Source organism: Curvibacter lanceolatus ATCC 14669, assembly GCF_000381265.1.
In the GTDB taxonomy this organism is placed as follows: Bacteria; Pseudomonadota; Gammaproteobacteria; order Burkholderiales; family Burkholderiaceae_C; genus Curvibacter; species Curvibacter lanceolatus.
On sequence record NZ_KB906254.1, the window covers coordinates 201,732 to 221,706 of the forward strand.

General features: G+C 63.6%; 17 protein-coding genes. 14 read left to right on the forward strand and 3 right to left on the reverse strand.

From position 1 onward, the window contains the following. Positions 1 to 4: 4 nt before the first annotated feature. The 10 genes from lpxD (at position 5) to F624_RS0105290 (ending at position 10,536) form a co-directional block, all read left to right on the forward strand. The gene (lpxD, locus tag F624_RS0105245; protein ID WP_031254173.1) at positions 5 to 988 is read left to right on the forward strand and encodes a UDP-3-O-(3-hydroxymyristoyl)glucosamine N-acyltransferase; all 984 of its coding nucleotides are present in this window, start codon (positions 5 to 7) and stop codon (positions 986 to 988) included. An 8-nt stretch (positions 989 to 996) separates the two neighbouring features. Next, positions 997 to 1,437 carry a 3-hydroxyacyl-ACP dehydratase FabZ gene (gene fabZ, locus F624_RS0105250; protein WP_019573220.1) on the forward strand — a complete coding sequence of 147 codons (441 nt, stop codon included), beginning with the start codon at positions 997 to 999 and terminating at the stop codon, positions 1,435 to 1,437. Between the two features lie 19 nt (positions 1,438 to 1,456). Continuing rightward, the gene (lpxA, locus tag F624_RS0105255) at positions 1,457 to 2,251 is read left to right on the forward strand and encodes an acyl-ACP--UDP-N-acetylglucosamine O-acyltransferase (RefSeq protein ID WP_019573221.1); all 795 of its coding nucleotides are present in this window, start codon (positions 1,457 to 1,459) and stop codon (positions 2,249 to 2,251) included. 31 nt (positions 2,252 to 2,282) lie between these two features. Further along, positions 2,283 to 3,413, forward strand: coding sequence for a lipid-A-disaccharide synthase (gene lpxB / locus F624_RS0105260; RefSeq protein ID WP_019573222.1), 1,131 nt, complete (start codon positions 2,283 to 2,285; stop codon positions 3,411 to 3,413). Continuing rightward, entirely contained in the window at positions 3,385 to 4,029 is a 645-nt protein-coding gene (gene rnhB, locus F624_RS0105265) for a ribonuclease HII (protein WP_031254174.1), read from the forward strand. The genes lpxB and rnhB overlap by 29 nt, the downstream gene beginning before the upstream one ends. Then, on the forward strand, positions 4,017 to 4,811 hold the full coding sequence (locus F624_RS0105270; RefSeq protein ID WP_019573224.1) for a TrmH family RNA methyltransferase: 795 nt from the start codon (positions 4,017 to 4,019) through the stop codon (positions 4,809 to 4,811). The genes rnhB and F624_RS0105270 overlap by 13 nt, the downstream gene beginning before the upstream one ends. Positions 4,812 to 5,045: 234 nt before the next feature. Further along, positions 5,046 to 6,218 carry a glutamine-hydrolyzing carbamoyl-phosphate synthase small subunit gene (carA, locus tag F624_RS0105275; protein WP_019573225.1) on the forward strand — a complete coding sequence of 391 codons (1,173 nt, stop codon included), beginning with the start codon at positions 5,046 to 5,048 and terminating at the stop codon, positions 6,216 to 6,218. Beyond that, positions 6,211 to 9,459, forward strand: a complete 3,249-nt coding sequence (carB, locus tag F624_RS0105280; RefSeq protein WP_019573226.1) for a carbamoyl-phosphate synthase large subunit — start codon at positions 6,211 to 6,213, stop codon at positions 9,457 to 9,459. The genes carA and carB overlap by 8 nt, the downstream gene beginning before the upstream one ends. Positions 9,460 to 9,598: 139 nt before the next feature. Next, the gene (gene greA, locus F624_RS0105285) at positions 9,599 to 10,075 is read left to right on the forward strand and encodes a transcription elongation factor GreA (protein ID WP_019573227.1); all 477 of its coding nucleotides are present in this window, start codon (positions 9,599 to 9,601) and stop codon (positions 10,073 to 10,075) included. Further along, a complete protein-coding gene (locus F624_RS0105290) occupies positions 10,072 to 10,536 on the forward strand; it encodes a DUF4149 domain-containing protein (RefSeq protein WP_043425521.1) in 465 nt (154 codons plus the stop codon). Before greA ends, F624_RS0105290 begins: the two co-directional genes overlap by 4 nt. A 42-nt stretch (positions 10,537 to 10,578) precedes the next feature. On the opposite strand, the gene F624_RS0105295 is transcribed toward F624_RS0105290, so the two are convergent. After that, complete coding sequence (locus tag F624_RS0105295; RefSeq protein ID WP_031254175.1) at positions 10,579 to 11,340, reverse strand: hypothetical protein; 762 nt, start codon at positions 11,338 to 11,340, stop codon at positions 10,579 to 10,581. A gap of 4 nt (positions 11,341 to 11,344) precedes the next feature. Then, positions 11,345 to 11,818, reverse strand: a complete 474-nt coding sequence (locus F624_RS0105300; protein ID WP_031254176.1) for a YhbY family RNA-binding protein — start codon at positions 11,816 to 11,818, stop codon at positions 11,345 to 11,347. A 70-nt stretch (positions 11,819 to 11,888) separates the two neighbouring features. On the opposite strand from F624_RS0105300, the gene F624_RS0105305 reads away from it, so the two are divergent. The 4 genes from F624_RS0105305 to glmM all read left to right on the forward strand — a co-directional run bounded on the left by F624_RS0105305 (position 11,889) and on the right by glmM (position 16,939). Continuing rightward, complete coding sequence (locus F624_RS0105305) at positions 11,889 to 12,557, forward strand: RlmE family RNA methyltransferase (protein WP_019573232.1); 669 nt, start codon at positions 11,889 to 11,891, stop codon at positions 12,555 to 12,557. A 145-nt stretch (positions 12,558 to 12,702) separates the two neighbouring features. Continuing rightward, on the forward strand, positions 12,703 to 14,628 hold the full coding sequence (gene ftsH / locus F624_RS0105310; protein ID WP_031254178.1) for an ATP-dependent zinc metalloprotease FtsH: 1,926 nt from the start codon (positions 12,703 to 12,705) through the stop codon (positions 14,626 to 14,628). 93 nt (positions 14,629 to 14,721) lie between these two features. Beyond that, positions 14,722 to 15,576, forward strand: a complete 855-nt coding sequence (folP, locus tag F624_RS0105315; protein ID WP_019573234.1) for a dihydropteroate synthase — start codon at positions 14,722 to 14,724, stop codon at positions 15,574 to 15,576. Positions 15,577 to 15,604: 28 nt separating this feature from the next. Next, on the forward strand, positions 15,605 to 16,939 hold the full coding sequence (gene glmM / locus F624_RS0105320; RefSeq protein ID WP_019573235.1) for a phosphoglucosamine mutase: 1,335 nt from the start codon (positions 15,605 to 15,607) through the stop codon (positions 16,937 to 16,939). Positions 16,940 to 16,978: 39 nt separating this feature from the next. On the opposite strand, the gene F624_RS32160 is transcribed toward glmM, so the two are convergent. Beyond that, a complete protein-coding gene (locus F624_RS32160; protein ID WP_019573236.1) occupies positions 16,979 to 19,924 on the reverse strand; it encodes a bifunctional diguanylate cyclase/phosphodiesterase in 2,946 nt (981 codons plus the stop codon). Positions 19,925 to 19,975 lie beyond the last annotated feature (51 nt).

Here is a 19,975-nt window from a genome sequence, read left to right on the forward strand (position 1 = left end):
AGGCATGGTCCTGCATCTGGGGCAGATTGTTGAGGCACTCGGCGGCGAACTCATCGGAGACCCGTCGCTGGGCATGGCCCGCATCTCCCCACTGGAGTCGGCTGCGGCCGACGCCATCAGTTTTCTGAGCCATCCCAAATACCAGCAGCAGTTGTCTCTGACAAAGGCTGGCTGCGTGATCGTGGCGCCCGCTTTCCGTGCGGCGGCCAGTGAGCGGGGGGCCTGCATCGTCACCGATCAGCCCTATCTGTACTTCGCCCGGCTGACCCGCTTCTGGAAGCAGGCCACGCGCCCCGCAGGCACCACCCGTGTCCATCCCAGTGCCGTGATCGATCCCGAGGCAGAGGTGCACCCCAGCGCCCGCATTGGCGCCCTGTGCGTGATCGAGCGAGGGGCTCGCATCGGTGCGGACACCTTGCTCTACTCCCGCGTCACGGTGGGAGAGGGGTGTTCGGTCGGCGAGCGCTGCATTCTTCACCCGGGCGTGGTCATCGGTGCCGATGGCTTCGGCTTTGCGCCGGTGGATGGGGTCTGGGAAAAGATCGAGCAACTGGGGGCGGTGCGCATCGGCAACGATGTCGAGATCGGCGCCAACACCTGCATTGACCGCGGCGCGCTGGACGACACGGTGTTGGCGGACGGCGTGAAGCTGGACAACCTGATCCAGATCGGCCACAACGTCCGCATCGGGGCGCATTCGGCGCTGGCGGGTTGCGTGGGCGTGGCGGGCAGTGCCACCATCGGGGCGCATTGCACGGTGGGGGGGGGTGCCGTGGTGCTGGGGCACCTCACGCTGGCAGACCATGTTCACATTTCGGCGGCCTCGGTGGTGACCCGTTCCTTGCTCAAGCCGGGCCAGTACACTGGCGTGTTCCCTCTGGACGACAACCGCCAGTGGGAGAAAAATGCGGCCACCCTCAAGCAACTTCACGGCCTTCGCGAGCGCATCAAGGCGCTTGAGGCTTTAAAACAAGAATCAAATTCGTAAAGTACCCCATGTTGGACATTCATCAAATCCTCAAGCAACTGCCCCACCGTTACCCCATCTTGCTGGTGGATCGGGTGCTGTCGGTTGAAAAGGGCAAGACCATCAAGGCCTTGAAGAACGTGTCGATCAACGAGCCGTATTTCATGGGTCACTTCCCGCACCGTCCGGTGATGCCGGGCGTGCTGATGCTTGAAGCCATGGCCCAGGCCGCCGCCTTGCTGGCGTTTGACACCCTGGGCGTCACGCCCGATGACAAGACGGTGTACTACTTCGCTGGCATTGATGGTGCACGTTTCAAGCGCCCCGTCGAGCCGGGTGATCAACTGATCATGGATGTGTCGCTGGAGCGCATGAAGGCCGGTATCTTCAAGTTCAAGGGCGTCACCCGCGTGGGTGAAGAAGTGGCCTGCGAAGCCGAACTCATGTGCACGATGCGCACCATTGCCTGATCAAGCCCCGGAGCACGCCATGGCCCAAATCCATCCCACCGCCATCGTAGACCCCGCAGCCGAGTTGGACAGCTCGGTCACGGTGGGGCCTTACACCATCATCGGGCCGGACGTGATCATTGGTGCGGGCACCACGATCGGTGCGCATTGCGTGATCGAGGGCAACACCACGATCGGTTGCGACAACCGCATCTTCCAGTTCAACTCGCTGGGGGCGATCCCTCAGGACAAGAAATACGACAACGAGCCCTGCGAGTTGTTCATTGGCGACCGCAACACCATTCGCGAGTTCTGCACCTTCAACATCGGCTCGCCCGGTGGGGGCGGGGTGACACGCGTGGGCAATGACAACTGGATCATGGCCTATGTCCACCTGGCCCACGATTGCCTGGTGGGCAACAACACCATTTTTGCCAACAACTCGCAGCTGGCGGGGCATGTCGAGGTGGGCGATTGGGCCATTTTGGGTGGGTTCACGGTGGCCCACCAGTTTGTGCGCATTGGCGCGCATTGCATGACAGCCATGTGCTCGCTGCTGTTTGCCGACCTGCCTCCGTTTGTCATGGCCCAGGGGCAGCCGGCCCAGGCCCGTTCGATGAATTTTGAAGGCCTGCGTCGACGAGGCTTTTCGGCGGAGCGCATTGCCGCCGTGCGCACCATTCACAAATTGCTGTACCGGAGCAATCTGGCACTGGATGTGGCCTGCACCGAAATATCGCGCCTCACCGAAAGCCACCCCGAAGCGGCGGCCGACGTGCAGATGATGCTCGAATTCCTTGAGCAGACGCCGCCCAACCGCGGCATCGTGCGCTGACCCCGAAGTGACCATGGATCCGCGTTTCGCCATGGTGACCGGCGAGGCGTCCGGTGACTTGTTGGCTGCCTTGCTGCTCGATGGCCTGAAGGCCCGTTGGCCGGCGTTGACGGCGCAGGGCATCGGTGGGCCCGCGATGGCTCAGCGAGGCTTTGAGGCTTGGTGGCCGCAGGCGCGTCTGGCCGTTCGCGGCTATGTGGAGGTGCTGCCTCATCTGCGTGAGCTGCTGGCCATGCGCCGGGCCTTGGGTGACCGCCTGCTGGCCGATCGGCCCGATGTGTTTGTGGGGGTGGATGCCCCTGACTTCAATTTCGACCTGGAAATCCGCCTGCGCGAAGCCGGGATCCCCACGGTGCATTTTGTCAGTCCGTCTTTCTGGGCCTGGCGGGCCAAGAAGGTGGAGAAGCTGCGCCGCGCGGCTGACCACGTGCTGTGCATCTTCCCTTTCGAGCCCGAACTTCTGGCGGCGCATGGCGTGGCGGCCACCTATGTCGGCCATCCGATCGCCAACATGATTCCGCTGGAGCCTGATCGTGCGGCTGCTCGGCGCCAATTGGGCCTGCCGCAGGATCGCCGCATCGTGGCCTTGCTGCCGGGCAGTCGGCGCTCCGAGGTGCGCTACCTCGCCGATCGCTTCATGGCTGCAGCTGGCTTGTTGCGGGCGCGTTACCCAGGCCTTCACTTTGTTCTGCCCACCTTGCCCGCGCTGCGCGCCGAGGTGGAGGCGGCGGCCCGTCGCGCTGGTCTGACCACGGAGGCCGGCGGAGTACTGACCGTGCTGGAGGGGCAATCGCACGCTGCGCTGGCAGCTTGCGATGTGACGCTGATTGCCAGTGGCACAGCGACGCTGGAAGCCGCCTTGTTCAAGCGCCCGATGGTGATTGCCTACAACATGCCTTGGTTGAGTTGGCAGATCATGAAGGGCAAAAAGCTGCAGCCCTGGGTGGGTCTGCCCAATATCCTGGCCCGCGACTTTGTGGTGCCCGAGTTGCTGCAGGAGGCGGCAACGCCTCCGGCGCTCGCGGCCGCGGTGGGCGATTGGCTGGACAACCCGGCCAAGGTCGTCGATCTGCAGGCCCATTTCCTTCAACTGCACCAAACCCTTCAACGCGACACCGCTCGCCTGGCCACCGATGCGATCGAGAAGCTTCTTGCACGCTGAACAATCCACGCTGCTCTGGGATCCCCCCGGCTTGCAGGCGGGTGTCGATGAGGCGGGGCGTGGCCCGTTGGCGGGCCCTGTGGTGGCTGCGGCGGTCATCCTGGACGAATTGCGGCCCATCCAGGGCCTGGCTGATTCCAAGAAGCTCACGGCGGCGCGGCGCGAAAAGCTGTTTGACGAGATCCGGGCCAAGGCCTTGTGCTGTTCGATTGCAGAGGCTTCGGTGGAGGAGATCGACCGGCTCAACATCCTGCAGGCGACCCTGCTGGCCATGCGCCGAGCGGTGGAGGGTTTGCGGCTCAAGCCGGTCAAGGTGATGGTGGATGGCAATCAACTGCCCCGGCTCGATGTGCTGGCCGAGGCCGTGGTCAAGGGAGATTCCTTGATCCCAGCCATTTCGGCGGCCTCCATCCTGGCCAAGGTGCACCGTGACCGCTGGTGTCAGCAATACCACCAGCAGTTTCCGGCTTACGGCTTTGACTCGCACAAGGGCTATGGCACTGCAGCGCACCTGGCGGCGCTGCGTGAGCAGGGCCCCTGCCCGCAGCACAGGCACTCATTCGCCCCGGTGCGCGAGGCGCAGGCCCTGGCGGGTGCGCGACAATGCAGCCTGTGACTCAGAACGCCAATTTCACCCCCATCACTTCACGTGACAATCCGCAACTCAAGGAGTTGCGCCGCCTCACCCAGGACAGCACCGCCTACCGCAAGCAAGGGCGGGTCTGGCTGGAGGGCGATCACCTGGCCCGTGCGGCCTTGCAGCGTGGCCTGCGTCCGGCGCTGGGCGTTTATGCTGAATCGTTCTGGGATCGTGATGGTGCGGCCTGGGCCGCCCACGCCCAGCGCAATCTGGTGCTGCCCGATAGCTTGTTCAAAGACCTCAGCGGCCTGGAGTCTCCTGCGCCGATGGCCTTTGTGATGGAGTTGCCGGCGCAGTCTGCCGTCCATGCGACCGTGTCCACCGTGGTGCTGGACCGGGTGCAGGATGCTGGCAACGTCGGCTCCATCCTGCGCAGCGCGGCGGCCTTCGGTTTCAAACAGGTGCTGGCCCTCAAAGGAACGGCGGCCTTGTGGTCGCCCAAAGTCCTGCGTGCGGGCATGGGAGCGCACTTCGCCTTGGATCTGATCGAGGGCCTGTCCATCGAGCAAGTGGTCGAGCTCAAGGTGCCCTTGATTGTCACCAGCTCTCACCAGGGGGCCTTGATCCAGCACCAGCCATTGCCCTGGCCATGCGCCTGGGCCATGGGGCACGAGGGGCAGGGCGTGTGCGAGGCGCTGATGGCGCGTGCCGAACTGGCGGTGCGCATCGGCCAGCCAGGTGGCGAGGAGTCCTTGAACGTGGCGGCTGCAGCAGCCATCTGCCTGCACGCCAGCGCCTTGTCGGCCGTGAAAAGCTGACCGGCGGCCAGCTTCGCCGGCTGGTTTGAGATGCGGTACTGAAAAAATACCTACCTCAAAAAGGGCCTGGGTTGTCAACTTCGCGTCAGTTGCGCCGCCGATCAGCTATAATGAGAGGCTTTCACGCAACACCCCACGCCTAGCGCATTCCAGCCATTCCCTCCAAAAGCACATCCACAGAGGCAACTCGTCGGAATCCGCTTGGGCGTACCCGTAACCAACCCGGAGAACCCAGTGCTTTTGTCTCAACAGGGAAACTTCCCGCCCGCCATCCTGGCGCTCGCAGACGGCACGGTCTTTATTGGCAACTCGATCGGAGCCCCCGGCTCCACGGTCGGCGAAGTGGTGTTCAACACCGCCATCACCGGCTACCAGGAAATCCTCACCGACCCCAGCTATTGCCAGCAGATCGTGACGCTCACGTATCCGCACATCGGCAACTATGGCGTCAATGAGGAAGACGTCGAAGCTGAGAAAGTCCACGCCGCTGGCCTGATCATCAAAGACCTGCCTTTGCTGGCATCCAATTTCCGCATGTCCATGACGCTGTCGGCCTATCTGCAGCGTGAAGGCACGGTGGCAATCGCCAACATCGACACCCGCAAGCTGACGCGTCTGCTGCGCAGCAAGGGGGCTCAGAATGGTGCGATCGTGGGTCTGGCAGCCGGTCAGGAAGTGACCCAGGCGCTGATCGATCAAGCGGTAGCTGCGGCTCAAGGGGCGCCGAGCATGGCGGGCCTGGATCTGGCTCGGGTGGTCACGGTTGCGGCAGCCTACGACTGGACCCAGACCGAGTGGAAGCTGGGCAGCGGCTACGGCGTGCAAGCCGAGCCGAAGTTCCATGTCGTGGCTTATGACTTCGGCGTCAAGAAGAACATCCTGCGCATGTTGGCCGAACGCGGCTGCAAGGTCACGGTGGTGCCGGCACAGACGCCTGCGGCCGAAGTCCTCAAGCACCAGCCTGATGGCATCTTTCTCTCCAACGGCCCTGGCGACCCGGAGCCTTGCGACTACGCGATTGCTGCAGCCCGTGAGTTGATCGAAACCGGTATTCCGACCTTCGGCATCTGCCTGGGGCATCAGATCATGGCCCTGGCCTCGGGTGCCAAGACCTTCAAGATGAAGTTCGGCCACCACGGTGCCAACCACCCGGTGAAAGACCTGGACACCGGCCGCGTCAGCATCACCAGCCAGAACCACGGTTTTGCCGTCGACGAAAAGACATTGCCGGCCAACCTGCGCGCTACGCACATCAGCCTGTTCGACAACACGCTGCAAGGTTTGACCCGCACCGACAAGCCGGCCTTCTGCTTCCAGGGTCACCCCGAAGCGTCGCCCGGTCCGCACGACATCTCGTACCTCTTTGACCGCTTCACGGCACTGATGGAGCAACACAAAAATGCCTAAGCGTTCAGACCTCAAAAGCATCCTGATCATTGGCGCCGGCCCGATCATCATCGGTCAGGCCTGTGAGTTCGACTACTCCGGCGTGCAGGCCTGCAAGGCCCTGCGCGAAGAAGGTTACAAGGTCATCCTGATCAACAGCAACCCTGCCACGATCATGACCGACCCGGCCACCGCCGACGTCACCTACATCGAGCCCATCACCTGGCAGACGGTCGAGAAGATCATCGCCAAGGAGCGTCCCGACGCGATCCTGCCCACCATGGGTGGCCAGACCGCGCTGAACTGCGCCCTGGACCTGTGGCACAACGGCGTGCTCGACAAGTACAAGGTGGAGCTCATCGGCGCCACGCCCGAGGCCATCGACAAGGCCGAAGACCGCCTGAAGTTCAAGGACGCCATGACCAAGATCGGTCTGGGTTCGGCCCGTTCGGGCATTGCGCACAGCATGGACGAAGCCTGGGCCGTGCAGAAGTCCGTGGGCTTTCCCACCGTGATCCGCCCCAGCTTCACGCTGGGTGGCACCGGTGGCGGCATCGCCTACAACGCCGAAGAATTCGAGATCATCTGCAAGCGCGGTCTGGAGGCCTCTCCGACCAATGAACTGCTGATTGAAGAATCTCTGCTGGGCTGGAAAGAGTACGAGATGGAAGTGGTTCGCGACAAGGCGGACAACTGCATCATCGTCTGCTCGATCGAGAACCTGGACCCCATGGGCGTGCACACCGGCGACTCGATCACCGTGGCCCCGGCCCAGACCCTGACCGACAAGGAATACCAGATCATGCGCAACGCCTCGCTGGCGGTGCTGCGTGAGATCGGTGTGGACACGGGCGGCTCCAACGTTCAGTTCTCGGTCAACCCCAAGGATGGCCGCATGATCGTGATCGAGATGAACCCGCGGGTGTCTCGTTCCTCGGCGCTGGCTTCCAAGGCCACTGGCTTCCCGATCGCCAAGGTGGCGGCCAAGCTGGCCGTCGGCTACACGCTCGATGAACTGCGCAACGAAATCACCGGTGGTGCCACCCCGGCCAGCTTCGAGCCCAGCATCGACTACGTGGTCACCAAGATCCCGCGTTTTGCCTTCGAGAAGTTCCCCACCGCTGACAGCCGCCTGACCACCCAGATGAAGTCGGTGGGCGAGGTGATGGCCATGGGCCGTACCTTCCAGGAGTCGTTCCAGAAAGCCCTGCGCGGCCTCGAGGTCGGCGTGGACGGCATGAACGAAAAGACCCAGGACCGCGAAGTGCTCGAAAAAGAGCTGGGCGAGCCCGGCCCCGAGCGCATCTGGTACGTGGGCGACGCCTTCGCCATGGGTTTGAGCGTGGACGAGGTGTTCGACCTCACCAAGATTGACCGCTGGTTCCTGGTGCAGATCGAAGAGATCGTCAAGATCGAACTCGAACTGGACAAGCTCGCCGCCGAAAAGGGTGATGCCGCCCTGGCCTCGATCGACGCCGGCACCCTGCGCAGCCTGAAGAAAAAGGGCTTCTCGGACCGCCGCCTGGCCAAGCTGCTCAAGGTGTCTGAGAAGGCCATCCGCGATACCCGCAAGGCCCTGAACGTGCGCCCGGTCTACAAGCGCGTGGACACCTGCGCTGCCGAGTTCGCCACCGACACGGCCTACCTGTATTCCTCCTATGAGGACGAGTGCGAAGCCGAGCCCACCAACAAGAAGAAGATCATGGTGCTGGGCGGTGGTCCGAACCGCATCGGCCAGGGCATCGAGTTCGACTACTGCTGCGTTCATGCGGCCCTCGCCATGCGCGAGGACGGCTATGAAACCATCATGGTCAACTGCAACCCCGAAACCGTCTCGACCGACTACGACACCTCCGATCGCCTGTACTTCGAGCCCCTGACACTCGAAGACGTGCTTGAGATCGTCGACAAGGAAAAGCCGGCCGGTGTGATCGTGCAGTACGGTGGCCAGACCCCGCTGAAGCTGGCTTTGGGCCTGGAGGCCGAGGGCGTGCCCATCATCGGCACCAGCCCCGACATGATCGACGCCGCCGAAGACCGCGAGCGTTTCCAGAAGCTGCTGCAAGACCTGGGTCTGCGTCAGCCGCCCAACGCCACGGCTCGTACCGAACCCGAAGCCCTCGAGAAGGCGGCCGCCCTGGGTTACCCCCTGGTGGTGCGCCCCAGCTACGTGCTGGGTGGCCGTGCGATGGAAATCGTGCACGAGCAGCGCGACCTGGAGCGCTACATGCGCGAAGCCGTCAAGGTGAGCAACGATTCGCCGGTGCTGCTGGACCGCTTCCTGAACGATGCCATCGAGTGCGATGTCGACTGCCTGCGCGACCCTGAAGGCAAGACCTTCATTGGTGGCGTGATGGAACACATCGAACAGGCCGGCGTGCACAGCGGTGACTCCGCCTGCTCGCTGCCGCCCTACAGCCTCAGCGCCGAGACCGTGGCCGAGATCAAGCGTCAGACCCGGGCCATGGCTGCTTCGCTGAATGTGGTGGGCTTGATGAACGTTCAGTTCGCCATCCAGCACATCGACGGCCAAGACGTGATCTACGTGCTCGAAGTGAACCCGCGTGCCTCGCGCACCGTGCCCTTCGTCTCCAAGGCCACCGGCATCCAGCTGGCCAAGGTGGCTGCACGTTGCATGGCGGGCCAGACCCTGGCCTCGCAAGGCATCACCGAAGAGGTGACCCCGCCTTACTTCAGCGTCAAGGAGGCCGTGTTCCCCTTCGTCAAGTTCCCGGGTGTGGACACCATCCTCGGGCCCGAGATGAAGTCCACCGGCGAGGTCATGGGCGTGGGCAAGACCTTTGGCGAGGCTTTCGTCAAGAGCCAACTGGGTGCCGGCACCAAGCTGCCGCGTTCGGGCAAGGCCTTCCTGACCGTGAAGAACAACGACAAGGCGCGCGCGGTCGAAGTGGCTCGCCAACTGGTGGCCCAAGGCTTCGAACTGGTGGCCACCAAGGGCACGGCAGCGGCCATCACCGCCGCAGGCGTGGCCTGTGTGACCGTGAACAAGGTCACCGAAGGTCGTCCGCACATCGTCGACATGATCAAGAACAACGAGATTGCTCTGGTCATCAATACGGTGGAAGAGCGCCGCAATGCCATCGCTGATTCGCGTCAGATCCGCACCAGCTCCTTGCTGGCCCGTGTCACCACCTTCACCACCATCGCAGGCGCCGAGGCGGCTGTCGAAGGCATGAAGTACATGGACAACCTGGACGTGTATTCGGTGCAAGAGCTGCATGCGCAATTGACGGCGGCCTGAGTCGCCGGCTTTAATCGCGGCATAATCCACCGCTGAAATGAAACCGCCGCGCGGCAACGTGCGGCGGTTTGCTTTTGTGCCCTGCCAGCCTGCCGTGTCAGTGAGGCAGACTTCGAAGAAAAAATGACGGAGTAACCCTATGGCTACCATCCCCATCACCAAGCGTGGCGCTGAAAAGCTCAAGGAAGAGCTGCACCGCCTCAAGACTGTCGACCGTCCCTGGGTCATCAACGCCATCGCCGAGGCGCGTGCCCAAGGTGACTTGAGCGAAAACGCCGAGTACGAAGCTGCCAAAGACCGTCAGGGCTTCATCGAAGGCCGGATTCAGGAAATCGAAGGCAAGCTGTCGGCTGCCCAGATCATCGATCCGTCGGCCCTGGATGCCGGCGGCCGTGTGGTGTTCGGCTCCACGGTGGAGCTCGAAGACGAGGCCACCGGCGACGCCGTGAAGTACCAGATCGTCGGTGAGGACGAGGCCGATCTCAAGCAGGGCCTGATCAACGTCTCCAGCCCGATCGCGCGCGCCCTGATCGGCAAGGAAGAGGGCGATGTGGCCGAGGTGCAGGCACCAGGCGGCATCAAGCGCTACGAAGTGGTGGCGGTGCACTACCTGTGACGAGCACCTGGCCTCAGCGACTCCGGGCACGTCTGCCGCTTCTGGTGGCGGGCCTGTGGTGGGGCAGCCTGAGTGCGGTCGGCTTCATGGTCGTGCCCTTGCTGTTTGCAAAATTGGGCACCCCTGCGGTGGCCGGCGGCATGGCGGCGCACCTGTTCTCTGCCCAGACCTGGGTGGGAACGCTCAGCGGTCTGCTGCTGCTGATGCTGTTGCGCCCGTCGGATGATGGGGGCGCTGAGGCGCCGGCGTGGCCGACGGCCTTGCTGGGCCTGGTGTTGGCCGCCATGCTGTGTGCCTTGATCTCCGAGTTCGGCGTGGCACCCCGCATCGTGGCCCGAGACAATCTCAAGCTGTGGCACTCAATGGGCAGTGGCCTGTACCTGCTGCAGTGGGTGCTGGTTGGGGTGCTGTTCTGGCGCCTCAGCGGGGGGCCGGGCGAGGCACGTGGGCAAACCACCTGAATGGGTGGTTTGCCGAGCACGCACCGCGAGCACGCACTGCGTTCACTCGTGCCAGTGATCGGCCACCCAGGTGGCGGGCTGGATGTGGCGAAAGCGTCGGTTGCGCCGGCCCGCCAAGGCGTCAGGCGGGTTGCATTCGCCGTGAAAGATCACCACGCGTGCCCCGGGGGGAACAAAGGGCGCCTTCCAGTAATTGCTGGGCCACGCGGGAATGCAGTGGTATTTGAAGCTGGGGCACCAATCGGCCGGCCAGTAGGCCAGCTTGCCCTGGCGATGCAGAAAGTCGGACAGATAGGCCTGTTCGTTGCGGAATTGCTGGCGGATCTGGTCGAAATGGCCTCTGAAGTACGCCAACACGTCCGGGTGCGCGCCCAGCTCGAAGCGGTAGACCGAGGAGTTTCCGGTGATGCGCCACGGGCGCTTGTAGTCGTGGATGATCAGGAACTCGCCAGGCTGGGTGAAAAACGCATCCAGCGAGCCCGTGACGACCACGTCCACATCGAGGAAGAGGGCGGTGCCCCGCAGGCCATGCAGGTCGGCGCTGAAGGTGGCCAACTTGGTCCAGCCGCGCTCCGGAATGCCGGCAGGCAGGTCAAGCGCAGGGATGGGCAGGCACTGGACCTCAGGTCGAATGCCGGCCGCGTTGTCGGTCAGGCAGACAAATTTGAAGGGGCCGCTCAGATGGCGGCGCACCATGGCGTAAAGCCTGTTGACGTATTCGGGGCCGTATTTCGTGCCCCATTTCATGCAGATGACGTGGCGGTCACCTTTTGGGGTGACCACCGTGTCGGATACCGGGCTCATGCGCTCAGTCGGACTGGCGTTTCTTGACCGACGTCTGCTTGGGCTTGGCGCGCTTGACGATGCCCCCCGCTGTCAGACGCTGGTTGCCGAGCACGCGAAGCGTCTTGACCTCAGGCTTGTGGCCGGCGCGCTTGCTGTATTTCAGCACCTTGACGTCGCGTGGGCCGGGCATGCGGTCCTCGTCTTCGGGGCGTTGCTTTTCGGCTTGCGGGCGCCACAGCACCAGCAGCTTGCCGATGTGTTGCACCGGTGCAGCACCGAGGTCAGTGGCCAGGGTCTGGTAGATCTGTTCGCGGTTGGCTCGGTCGTCCGAGAACACCCGGACCTTGATCAGGCCATGGGCATTCAGGGCGGCGTCCACTTCTTTTTGGACGGCAGGGGTGAGACCATCGCTCCCGATGAGCACGACGGGATCGAGGTGGTGGGCGTTGGCCCGTTGTTCCCGGCGCTCGGCGGGTGTAAGTTGAATTTGGGGCATGGCCGTATTATCGGGCTTGGCCGCCCCTAGAACCAGGGTGACCTGGCGGCCATGCCGCCGGCAAGGAAACATGAAGATCAAAACGAAGAGCAAAAAGGTCAACAAGGCATGGTTGAACGACCACGTCAACGACCCCTATGTGAAGCAGGCCGCACGTGACGGCTACCGGGCCCGCGCGGCCTACAAGCTCAAGGAAATCGATGAAACACTGGGCTTGATCAAGCCCGGACACCTGGTGGTGGACCTCGGCTCCACCCCGGGGGCCTGGAGCCAGTACGTGCGGCGCAAGCTGTCACCGGCCGGGGCCGCGGTGGGCGAGCTCAATGGCGCCATCATTGCGCTCGATCTGCTGCCCATGGAGCCGATCGAAGGGGTGATCTTCATCCAGGGCGACTTCCGCGAGGCCGAGGTGCTGGCTCAGCTCGAATCTGTGGTGCAGGGCCGGCCCATTGATGTGGTGGTGTCCGACATGGCGCCCAACCTGTCGGGGGTCGAGAACGTCGACGCCGCCCGCATTGCCCACTTGGTCGAGCTGGCGATTGATTTCGCGCAGAATCACCTCAAGCCTGAAGGCGCCCTGGTCACCAAGGTGTTCCACGGCAGTGGCTACACGCAGCTGGTGCAGTTGTTCAAGGACACCTTCAAGGTGGTCAAGCCGCTCAAACCCAAGTCCTCGCGCGACAAATCGTCCGAGACCTTCCTGATCGGCATGGGGCTCAAGAAACCGGTCAAAGCGTGAGTCAGATCAAGAAAATCAGGTCTTCTTGCGTCAAAACCCTTGTTTGCCCTATGGCTGCAATCGAGAAATCAGATCCCCTGCGGACTTGAAAGGCCTAAAATGGGCCCCACGTTTCCCTCGTTGACTTACGCTTCTGGAGCCCCGCTTGAATAATCAGTGGTTTTCGAAAATTGCCGTCTGGCTCGTGATTGCCATGGTGCTGTTCACTGTTTTCAAGCAGTTCGACTCGCGTGGTGGTTCGGGTGCGGGCTACGTCGGGTACTCCGATTTCCTCGAAGAAGTGCGTGGCAACCGCATCAAGAGCGCCACCATCCAGGAAGGCCAGGGCGGTACCGAGATCGTGGCCGTCACCACCGATGACCGCAAATTGCGCACCACCGCCACCTACCTCGACCGTGGGCTGGTGGGTGACCTCATCAACAACAACGTCAAGTTCGATGTCAAGCCGCGCGAAGAAGGCTCCTTGCTCATGACCTTGCTGGTCAGCTGGGGCCCGATGCTGCTGCTGATCGGCGTGTGGGTGTACTTCATGCGCCAGATGCAGGGCGGCGGCAAGGGCGGCGCTTTCAGCTTCGGCAAGAGCAAGGCGCGCATGCTCGACGAGAACAACAACCAGGTCACCTTCGCCGATGTGGCTGGTTGCGACGAAGCCAAGGAAGAAGTCAAGGAAGTCGTCGACTTCCTGAAAGACCCGCAGAAGTTCCAGAAGCTGGGCGGTCGCATCCCGCGCGGTCTGCTGCTGGTGGGCCCTCCGGGTACCGGCAAGACCTTGCTGGCCAAGTCGATTGCCGGCGAGGCCAAGGTGCCTTTCTTCAGCATTTCGGGTTCTGACTTCGTGGAAATGTTCGTCGGCGTGGGTGCGGCCCGCGTGCGCGACATGTTCGAGAACGCCAAGAAGAATGCCCCCTGCATCATCTTCATCGATGAAATCGACGCCGTCGGCCGCCAGCGTGGCGCCGGCCTGGGCGGTGGCAACGACGAGCGCGAACAGACCCTGAACCAGATGCTGGTCGAGATGGATGGCTTTGAGACCAACCTCGGCGTGATCGTGGTCGCGGCCACCAACCGCCCGGACATCCTGGACGCCGCCTTGCTGCGCCCGGGGCGTTTCGACCGTCAGGTCTACGTCACCCTGCCCGACATCCGTGGCCGTGAACAGATCCTCAACGTGCACATGCGCAAGGTGCCCATCGGCCAGGACGTGAACCCGGGCATCATCGCCCGTGGCACCCCCGGCATGAGCGGTGCCGACCTGGCCAACCTGTGCAACGAAGCCGCCCTGATGGCTGCCCGCCGCAATGCCCGCACCGTCGAGATGCAGGACTTTGAAAAGGCCAAGGACAAGATCCTCATGGGCCCCGAGCGCAAGAGCATGGTCATGCCCGAGGAAGAGCGCCGCAACACGGCTTACCACGAGTCGGGCCACGCCCTGATCGGCAAGCTGCTGCCCAAGTGCGATCCGGTGCACAAGGTCACCATCATCCCGCGTGGCCGTGCCCTCGGTGTGACCATGAGCCTGCCGGCGCAAGATCGCTACAGCTACGACCGTGACTACATGCTGAACCAGATCAGCATGCTGTTCGGTGGCCGCATTGCGGAAGAGGTGTTCATGAACCAGATGACCACCGGCGCTTCGAACGACTTCGAGCGTGCCACGCAGATCGCCCGCGACATGGTGATGCGCTACGGCATGACCGAATCGCTGGGCCCCATGGTCTATGCCGAGAACGAAGGCGAAGTGTTCCTGGGCCGCTCGGTGACCAAGACCACCAACATGAGCGAGCAGACCATGCAGAAGGTCGACTCCGAGGTGCGTCGCATCATCGACCAGCAGTACGCCCTGGCGCGCAGCCTGATCGAAGAGCACAGCGACAAGATGCACGCCATGGCCAAGGCCTTGCTCGAGTGGGAAACCATCGACGGTGAGCAACTCGATGACATCATGGCCGGCAAGGCCCCCCGTCCTCCCAAGGACTGGACGCCCCGCACCCCTTCGGGTGGTGACGGCGGTGGCGGTGGCACCCCCGCTGTGAACACCGAGGCGGCCCCGGCTGCCCCCACTGCGGCCTGAATCTCGGGCGCTGACTTTCCTTGACGCCCTGAGCGTTTCTTCCCAACGGGGCCTTGACCGGCCCCGTTGCCTATTTCGGATCGGCTTTTCTGGATGTTTTGGCAGACTTCGCGTTTTCGGATCGACCTGAGTCGTCCCCAGGTGATGGGCATCGTCAACGTTACCCCTGACTCCTTCTCCGACGGCGGGCATCACGCCACCGCGGTTCAGGCCTTGCGCCACGCCGAGCAACTGCTGGCCCAAGGGGCTGACCTGTTGGACATCGGTGGCGAGTCCACGCGCCCAGGCAGCCCCGCGGTGTTGCTGGAGGATGAGTTGGCCCGTGTGCTGCCGGTGGTGCGCGAGGCCGTGCACCTGGGGGTGCCGGTTTCGGTGGATACCTACAAGCCCGAAGTGATGCAGGCCGTGCTGGACCTGGGGGCCGATGTCATCAACGACATCTGGTCCTTGCGCCAGCCCGGTGCGCGTGAGGTCGTGGCCCGCCATCCCAGCTGTGGCGTCTGCCTGATGCACATGCACCGCGACCCCCAGACCATGCAGGTGCAACCCCTGGAAGGCGATGTGATCCCCGCGGTGAACGCTTTTTTGCGGCAGGAGCTGGATCGCCTGCTCGCCCTGGGCGTGGCCCCAGAACGGGTGGTGCTCGATGCCGGGGTCGGCTTTGGCAAGACCGTGGAGCAGAATTTTGCCTTGCTGGCGCGGCAAAGCGAGCTGGCCTTGCTGGGTCTGCCCTGGCTGGCCGGCTGGTCGCGCAAGTCGTCGCTGGGGGCTGTGACGCAATTGCCGGTGGAGCAGCGCCTGGTGCCCAGCACCACCGCGGCCGTGCTGGCCGTGGACCGGGGCGCCCGGGTGGTGCGGGTGCACGATGTGCAGGAGACCCGGGCTGCCTTGCAGGTGTGGCAAGCGGTGCGCGACGCCGAAAAACCCCGCATTCAACAAAAGGCCTGAAATTCATCAGGCGAGACAAGGGATTGACATGACACGACAGTATTTCGGCACCGATGGCATCCGGGGCACGGTGGGGCAGGCCCCCATCACCCCTGATTTTGTGCTGCGCCTGGCCCATGCCGTGGGCCGGGTGTTGCGCCAGACCGAGAGCCGCCCGACCGTGCTGATCGGCAAGGACACCCGCATCTCGGGCTACATGCTTGAAAGCGCACTCGAGTCGGGCTTCAATTCGGCTGGCGTCGACGTGGTGTTGCTGGGCCCCTTGCCCACGCCCGGCGTGGCGTACCTGACCCGCGCCCAGCGCGCCAGCCTGGGCGTGGTCATCAGCGCCAGCCACAACCCCTTTCAGGACAACGGCATCAAGTTCTTCAGTGCCCAGGGCGCCAAGCTGCCCGATGCCTGGGAGCTGGACGTGGAAGCCGCCTTGCAAGAGGCCCCCGTCTGGGTGGACTCGGCCTCGCTGGGCAAGACCCGGCGCCTGGAGGATGCGGCCGGCCGTTACATCGAGTTCTGCAAAAGCACGTTTCCCAACGAACTCACGCTCAAGGGCCTGCGCATCGTGGTGGATGCCGCCCATGGCGCGGCCTATCACATTGCCCCCAAGGTGTTCCACGAGTTGGGCGCCGAGGTGATTGCGCTGGGGTGCACACCCGATGGTCTGAACATCAACCATGAAGTGGGTGCCACCCACCCGGACGCCCTGGTGCGATCTGTTCGGGCCAACCAGGCCGACCTGGGCGTGGCCCTGGATGGGGATGCCGACCGCCTGCAGATGGTGGACGCGACCGGCCGCCTCTACAACGGCGATGAGCTGCTGTACCTGTTCGCCATGGACCGGCTTGAACGCGGCCTGCCGGTGCCGGGTGTGGTCGGGACCTTGATGACCAACATGGCGGTCGAGTTGGCGCTGCGCGAGCGTGGCGTTGATTTTGTGCGCGCCAAGGTGGGCGACCGCTATGTGCTTGAACAGCTGGAACAAAAAGGCTGGACGCTGGGCGGCGAAGGCTCTGGGCACCTGCTGGCCCTGGACCGCCACACCACGGGCGATGGCCTGATCAGCGCCTTGCAGGTGCTGCAGGCTTGTGTGCGCGGCGGCCGAACTCTGGCGCAGTGGTTGGCACCCGTCACCTTGTTCCCTCAGACCCTGGTCAACGTCCGCCTGCGGCCCGATCAGACCTGGCAGGACAACGAGCTGCTCAAGCAGGCCATCGCCCAGGCTGAGGCCACCTTGGCCGGGCAAGGGCGGGTGCTGATCCGCCCCAGTGGCACAGAACCGCTGTTGCGCGTGATGGTGGAGGCCCGTGATGCCGGCCTGGCCAGTTCCTTGGCCCATCAGATGGCCGACGCGGCGCGGGCTGGCTGAGTCAAGGGGCCGGCCCCTCTTCCCCATCCTGGCCTGTGTTCAGGCGGCGGTGGCCGCCAGCGTCTGGTGGTGTCGCCTGACAAATGTTTCGAAGTCGTCGGCCGGCAAGGGGCGGCTGAAGTAGAAGCCCTGGATTTCCTCGCACCCTTCCTCGCGCAGAAAGTCCATCTGCCAGGCGCTTTCCACCCCTTCTGCCAGGGTCAGCATGTCCAGGGCCCGGGCCATGCTGATGATGGCGCGCACGATGGCCCGGTCTTCGGGGTTGTTCTGCAAGTCGTTGATGAATGATCGGTCGATCTTCAGCTTGCTGACCTGGAAGCGCCTGAGCTGGCTGAGCGATGAATAGCCTGTGCCGAAGTCATCGATCAGCAGCCGGATGCCTTGGGCATGCAGCCGGTCCATGATCTGGCTGGCCCCCGTAGGGTCGTCGAGTGCCACGCCCTCGGTCAGCTCCAGCCCCACCAGATGGGGGGCGACCCCAGCCTCTTCGACCACCCGCCTGACCAGATCTGGCAATTGGGCCTGGCGGAACTGGACCGCTGACACGTTCACGGCCATCGTCAGGGGTGGCAAGCCCTGATCCATCCATTGCCGTAATTGGCCCAGTGCCGTGCGCAAGACCCATTCCCCCAAGCCCAGAATCAACCCTGTGTCTTCCGCTATCGGAATGAATTCGGCGGGCGAGACGCTGCCCAGTTCAGGGTGATTCCAGCGCATCAAGGCCTCTACGCCGACCACCGCACCGCTCTTCAAGTCGAGTTGGGCTTGGTAATGAACGCTCAACTGTCCGCGCTCCTGAGCCCGGCGCAAGGCGTTCTCCAGCATCAGGACCCGATTGGCATCGGCCTGGATCGCATCGGTGAACAGGCAGTATTGATTTCGCCCGCTGCGCTTGGCTCGGTACATGGCGGCATCGGCGCGTTGCTGCAGGGCCTGGAAGTCGGTGCCATGTTGAGGGAACAGGGCCACGCCGATCGACAAGGTCACGTTGAGCTCATGCCCCCCCGCGATGAAAGCCTCGGTCGCCAGGTTCAGCACCGCCTGAGCGAGTTGCTGGGCCTCGGTGGCCTGGGCCTGACCAATCAGCAGCACGAACTCATCGCCACCCAGGCGGGCCACGGTATCGGGCTCAGGGATCAGGCCGCGCAGGCGGTGGGCAAATTCAAGCAGCAGTTGGTCTCCGATACCGTGGCCCAGAGAGTCGTTCACGTTCTTGAAGTGATCAATGTCCAGGAAGAAAACGGCAAAGCCCTGCCCGGTGCGCCGGGCGGTGTTCAAGGCCGCCTGGCTTCGCTCCTGCAGCAGAGTTCGATTTGGCAATCCGGTGAGGGGATCGAAATACGCCAGGCTTCGGATGCGTTCCTCAGACTGCTTTTGCTGAGTGATGTCGCGAAAGGCCGCAATATAGTGGCTGGTCTGCCCTTGGGGTGCCACCAGACTGCTCACAGACAGCCACTGCAGATAGCGGCTGCGGTCTTTGCGCTGGTTCCAGGCCTCACCTTCCCAATGGCCTTGCTGGTGAATGGCGGTGCGCACCAGGTGAACGAAGCTGTCGTCCTCGCGGTGGGCGGCCAGCAACTTGGCCGGTCGGCCCAATACCTCGTTGCGCGCGAATCCGGTCAGCCTGCAGAAGGCCTGATTGACCATCATGATGCGTTCCGTCGCATCGGTCACGACGAAGGCATCGCTGCTGAGCTCAAACACCTTGGCCGTCAGGCGCAGCATCTCCTGGTCAATCTGCCGGCGCGTGACGTCACGTACCATCGCCACGAACCTCGGCGTGGCCCCCGTCGACACGGACAATCTCGCCACGGAGAGTTCGAATTCATGGGGGATGTCCGCGTGGTACAGCACGAATGGATGACCGCCCGACCATCCCAGGCGATGGGCTTCCTCCAGTGCGCGCATCACCTCCTGGCTGGCTTCCGCATTCAAGGTCTCTTGCAGATGGCGGCCCACCACCAGTTTGGCGTGAAGAATACTGCCACCCTGGACAGGCACCTGGGCACTGAGACAGAGGCCTTCCAGGTCGAACTCGAACATCGGGTCCGGCACGGCCTGAAGCGTGGCCTGCAGATGCTGTTGTGCCGCTTCGATCTCGGCCGTGCGGGCGGCCACCTGGGTCTCCAGCCAGCGCTCCTGCAGCCTCTGGCGGGCCAGCAAATACACCAGGTAGCTCAGCAGCATGGACACGAGGGTGGCGCCCAGCCCGTGGATGAGCTGATTCAGGGGCGAGGTCCAGCCTTCGGACGGGCCGACACTGAGATGCCACTGCGCATTGGGCAAGGTAATCACCCGCTCGACAGGCTGATCGAGCAAGCCCTGGCCCCCTTCTGAGATCACCTGCCTGGCACCGGTGTCTGGCACGGTTCGCCACAGCTGGTACACAAAGCCGCGTTCACTCAGGCGGGGCAATTGGGCCAGGTTCAACACCGGGTCGAGTCGGATGGTCACATTGGTGAAGCCCCAGAAGCTGTCATGCCCCAGCTCATCCGGCAGGAAGACTGGCAGGCGACCCACCACACCTACGCCCCCCTGGACCAGGTTCAAGGGCCCGGCCATGCTGAGCTGGTTGGCCTGCCTGGCTCGTTGGGCTTCCGGCCGTTGCAGCGGATCCTCCAGCGGGTTGAAGCCAATGGCACGTTCATTGCCCGCAACCGGGACCACCTGGCTGATCCGTCCCCCTGGCCCCAATCCCAGCATGGTGACGCCGGGATGGAACTGGAGCAGCATCGCCCCTGCCGCTTCGAATTGGGTCACATTGCCGTGGCTTTGCTGTACCAGCGCGGCCAATGCGTAGTTGGCTGCCAGCGCCTGCTCCAGGGCGTGTTGCAAGGCCTGGGCATGGTCATTGGCCAAGTCGGACACCCGTGCGACCGCTTCGCTTCTCTGGTGGCTCTGCAAGACCTCGACCAGGGTCAGGGAGGCGGCCATGGAAACCAGGAAGGCCAGCAGGGCTGCAGTCCAGGGTTTCACGGAGGGCATGGCAGTGAAGTTGTGTCGGTGATCTGGGTCGATTATGCCGTTCGCCCTGAG